3 protein-coding genes are annotated in these 5181 nt (G+C 30.6%); all 3 read right to left on the reverse strand.

Annotated elements, in window-relative coordinates; all coding sequences use genetic code 11:
* Positions 1 to 350: 350 nt before the first annotated feature.
* Positions 351 to 1658 (reverse strand): FADH(2)-oxidizing methylenetetrahydrofolate--tRNA-(uracil(54)-C(5))-methyltransferase TrmFO, encoded by a 1308-nt coding sequence (gene trmFO / locus CD113_RS05930; protein ID WP_002462114.1) that lies wholly within the window; start codon positions 1656 to 1658, stop codon positions 351 to 353.
* A 195-nt stretch (positions 1659 to 1853) separates the two neighbouring features.
* Positions 1854 to 3929 (reverse strand): type I DNA topoisomerase, encoded by a 2076-nt coding sequence (topA, locus tag CD113_RS05935; RefSeq protein WP_197697110.1) that lies wholly within the window; start codon positions 3927 to 3929, stop codon positions 1854 to 1856.
* Positions 3930 to 4106: 177 nt separating this feature from the next.
* A complete protein-coding gene (dprA, locus tag CD113_RS05940) occupies positions 4107 to 4982 on the reverse strand; it encodes a DNA-processing protein DprA (RefSeq protein WP_002465076.1) in 876 nt (291 codons plus the stop codon).
* Positions 4983 to 5181: the final 199 nt, after the last annotated feature.

A 5181-nucleotide genomic window follows, 5' to 3' on the forward strand; every position in this document is an offset into this window, starting at 1 on the left:
TAACTCATCTTGATAATATTCTTTTAAATTGTCAAAAATGTGTAACAAAAATAGTTCGCGAAGCTGAATCAACTCAACATTATCCCACTGTATATTAGTTAATCTAAATATAAAAGTGAATTATTATTATATTTACCAATTTAAAAGCGACTTGATTCACAGTTTAAAGTATTACATTTTTTATATCAATTTCATATAGATAAGACAATTCAACTTCATATCTGACAAGATGATAAATATACAAAAATCATTCAATTAAAAAAGACTAGAATTGTATTTGTTCTAAATTTACAAAATGCTAACTAAAGCCATGCAAATTTTAAAATAGTACTTCTAGTCTTTTTAACTATCTATAATGTTTTTTTGTAGTTTTCCAAGTAATCAAGTGCACGATGTGCTTGAGCTTCATATCTTTCTTTCTTATCTTTAATGCGTTTTTCTAGTGAAGGTAATAATCCAAAATTAGCATTCATAGGTTGGAAGTTCTTTTCATTTTTAGCATGAGAAATATAATATGCCATACTTCCTATCATTGTCTCTCTTGGAAAGACAACTTCGCCTTTACCCAACATTTTATGTGCTAAGTTTATACCCGCTACAAGTCCACTTGCTGCACTTTCAACATAACCTTCTACTCCTGTCATTTGACCAGCAAATTGAATATTAGGTTGATTAATCAATTCATATTTTTCATTTAAAACATCCGGTGAATTTATAAAAGTATTTCTATGCATAACACCATAACGTACGATATCAACATTTTCTAAGCCCGGAATCAATTTAATAACTTCTTTTTGTGCTCCCCACTTAAGATGCGTTTGAAAACCAACAATATTATATAAAGTGCCAGCTGCATCATCTTGTCTTAATTGCACTACTGCAAATGGTCTTTTACCCGTCTTAGGGTCTTCCAAGCCAACTGGTTTCATAGGACCAAATAATAAAGTCTTACGACCACGTTCAGCCATGACTTCAAACGGCATACAACCTTCAAAATATTTTTCTTTCTCAAAATCGTTTACTGGTGCAACTTCTGCTTCCAATACTGCATCATAAAAGCGATTAAATTCTTCTTCAGTCATAGGACAGTTTAAATATGCTGCCTCACCTTTATCATATCTTGATTTTAAATATACTTTATCCATATCAATGGATTCCTTTTCAATGATAGGCGCTGCTGCATCATAAAAATACAATTGATCTTTACCAGTAATGTCAACAATTTCTTGCGCTAAATTTTCAGTTGTTAAAGGACCAGTTGCAATAATTGAGTAACCTTCAGGAATAGAATTAATTTCTTCGTTAATTACATTAATATTTTCATGATTTCTTAATGTTTCTGTTATATATCCAGAAAAATCATGTCTATCCACTGCTAATGCCCCACCAGCTGGAACACGTGCTTTATCAGCTGCTTTAATAATTAAAGAGTTTAGTCTTCTCATTTCTTCTTTTAATACACCAACACCATTAGTTAAGGCATTTCCTCTTAATGAGTTTGAACACACTAATTCTGCAAATTTATCTGTATGATGTGCTGGTGTTTGTTTTACTGGACGCATTTCAATAAGATTAACTTTTATACCTCTTTCAGCTAATTGATATGCTGCTTCAGATCCAGCTAATCCAGCTCCAATAACGTTAACAGTTTGAGTCATTGTAACTCTCCTTTATAAAAAATTTCATTGCATGATCATGATATTAATATTTTGCTTAATTGTTATACTTCTAATCATTTTATATATAACATTATATTTTCAAAGTGAATTTAGCGTCAATAATAGAGATTGAAACGCTAACACAGTTTCAATCTCTTAGTTAATGATTTATTAAATTTAAAGCTCATAAAACAATTATTTTTGTGCTTCCTCTTTATAATCACAATTTGAACAAACGACTTGTGTTGTTTTACCTTTTTTATTTTCAACTAAAAAGTGATCACATTTTGGACAGTCTCTTCCAATTGGTTTATCCCATGATATGAAGTCACATTCTGGATATTTTGAACAACCATAAAAAATACGATTCTTTTTAGATTTTCTTTCGACAACTTCTCCCTCTTTACATTTTGGACAAGTTACTCCAATTGATTTAACAATTGCTTTAGTATTTCGGCAATCTGGGAAATTTGAACAAGCCATAAATTTACCATAACGACCCATTTTGATCACCATTGGTGAACCACAGACTTCACAATCTTCACCAGCAGGCTCATCTTTAATTTCAATTTTTTCCATCTCTTCTTCAGCACGTTCAACATCTTGTTTAAAACTACTATAAAATCCTCCGATGACTTTACGCCAATTTGTATCACCATCAGCAATTTTATCGAGTAATGTTTCCATATTAACCGTAAACTCTACATCAATAATTTCTGGAAAATATTCTTTAACTTGTTCATGTACGATTTCACCTAGTTCAGTTGGTACAAAACGTTTACTATCTAATTTGACATAATTTCTCTTTTGAATCGTATCAATCGTTGGTGCATAAGTTGACGGTCTGCCAATTTTCAATTCTTCTAATGTTTTTACTAAACGCGCCTCTGTATATCGTGGAGGTGGTTGAGTAAAGTGTTGTGCCGGTTCTATATTTGTAGCTGTAACTTGGTCGCCTTGTTCTAAATTAGGTAATTTATTTTCTTTATCGCTATCTTTATCATCTTTAGCTTCAACATATAAAGTCATAAAGCCTTTAAATTTAATTGTTTGTCCATTTGCTCTGAACTTAATATCACCTTGTGTTACATCAAGAGCAACTGTATCTAAAATAGCTGGTGCCATTTGACTTGCGACAAATCTTTCCCAAATCAATTTGTAAAGACGATATTGATCTCTAGTAAGAAATGGTTTCATGTCATCAGGTGTACGCAATGTACTAGAAGGTCTTATTGCTTCATGCGCATCTTGGTCACCTTGTTTACCACTTGCTTTACGTTTTGACACATATTCATTCCCATATTTATCAATGATATAATCCTTTGCTTCAGCTTTTGCTGTATCAGAAATTCTAGTTGAATCTGTACGCATATAAGTGATCAAACCAACAGTTCCCTGTTTTTTTAAGTCTATACCTTCATATAATTGTTGAGCTACCATCATCGTTTTTCTAGCTTTAAAGTTTAATTTACGTGCTGCTTCTTGTTGTAATGTTGATGTTGTAAATGGATTGGCAGGATTACGTGTCTTTTCTTTTTTGTTAACATTTGTGATTTCAAATTGATCTCCATCAAGCACCGTTGTAATCTTTTCAACATCTTTTTTTGTATTTAGTTTAAATGGTTTGTTTTTATAATGAAGAAATTTAGCATTGAATTTAGACTTTTTATATCTAAATTCTCCTTCAATTGTCCAATATTCTTCTGGATTGAAGTTCCTTATTTCATTTTCTCTATCTATAACCAATCTTAATGCAACTGATTGAACACGTCCTGCAGATAGGCCTTTTTTCACTTTTTTCCAAAGGACTGGTGAAATATTGTAACCTACTAATCTATCTAATATACGACGTGCTTGTTGTGCATCAACTAAGTCCATTTCAATTTCTCTAGGGTGTTTAAAACTTTCTTTTACTGCATCTTTTGTTATTTCATTAAATACTACACGATTTTCTTTTGAATCTTCTAATTCTAATATTTTTGATAAATGCCAAGCAATTGCTTCACCTTCGCGGTCGGGGTCACTAGCTAAGAAAACTTTTTTTGCTTTCTTTGCATGTTTTTTTAACTCTTTAACGACAGGACCTTTTCCACGTATTGTTATATATTTTGGTTCATAGTTATCTTCAGTGTCGACACCCATTTGACTTCTAGGTAAGTCTCTCACATGTCCCATTGAAGCTATAACTTTATATTTTTTACCTAAATATTTTTCAATGGTTTTAGCTTTTGCAGGCGATTCAACAATGACTAAATTATCTGCCAAAGTGATTTCCCCCTTGCTAATCTAATTACTAAAGATAAATGATAAACGCTTAAATTTGTATTTGTCAACGTTTTAATATTTTAAATTGGAATTTCTTCCGTTTTATTCATGTGTATTTAATTAATAAATTAATTGTAAAACAGATATAACATGTATCGAGAAATATTCTTTATCTCAGTAAAATTATAGATAATCTTCAATGATATCTTTTACATCTATAACTACTTTCGCACCTTCTTGAATCTTTAATAAATTACCTCTAGTTAAAGGATTAAAAATAGAACCAGGCAAGACATAAACATTTCTATTTTGTTCAAGTGCACAATCGATAGTGATATGACTCCCACTACGCTCTTTCGCTTCTGTAATAAAAATACCCTTTGATAAACCACTAATTAAACGATTTCGTTCTGGAAACCTATATTTTGCAATTGAACTTTTAGGCATGTACTCACTTATTACAATACCTTGTTCAGCAATCTGTTGTCTTAATAACAAAGTTTCATTGGGATAATGATGTTCATGGCCAAAAGCTAAAACTGCTACTGTTGGCAAATGATGCTTAAGTGCAAATTGATGTGCAAAACTATCAGCTCCTATTGCTAAACCAGAAACAATAGTAAGTTGATGATTAGCGAATTCTGGAAAAAAGTGATTTAACACATTTTTCGTATACGAACCAGCTTGTCTAGAACCTATAATTGCCAATGTATTATAATGTTGCAATATTTGAAGTTGACCTTGATAAAAAAGTACAAATGGGAAATCATAAATTTGTTTTAAAAAATGAGGATAGGCATCATTAAATATGGAGAGATAATTGATATTCAATTGTTGAAAATATGTCATAATTTCATCTGTTGAGGTCCTTTTAAACATTTGAAGTTTAAACTGTAAATTGCTTTTAGTTGAAATATATTTAAATTGTTCAAGCATATAGCATTGTTCATAATGATCTGCAGTTAAAAAAGTGGGGAATTGTCGAAGTAAATGGTGAATTTGAGTAGTAGAAAATTGTTGCCATACTAATTTCAGCAGACTTTGTTCTAAATCTTTCATTAAAACATCTCCTTTTAATTATTATAACTTTAAATCATGCTAATATATTTATCAATTAAGTAACATTTTTAATTAAAATTGTAATAATATTTTAAGGAGTATAACTACTTCAATTTTATGTTAGTACTTATAAAATAATTTCTTCTATTATAAAACTATGTTGAGGAGAATTAGATTTTTATGTTCTCTCAAATTGGAC

It is taken from the genome of Staphylococcus simiae, assembly GCF_002902085.1.
In the GTDB taxonomy this organism is placed as follows: Bacteria; Bacillota; Bacilli; order Staphylococcales; family Staphylococcaceae; genus Staphylococcus; species Staphylococcus simiae.

Excerpts from the sequence above, each read along its gene's own strand:
- dprA (WP_002465076.1), bottom strand. The coding sequence starts at position 4,982 with ATGAAAGATTTAGAACAAAGTCTGCTGAAATTAGTATGGCAACAATTT.
- trmFO (WP_002462114.1), bottom strand. The coding sequence starts at position 1,658 with ATGACTCAAACTGTTAACGTTATTGGAGCTGGATTAGCTGGATCTGAA.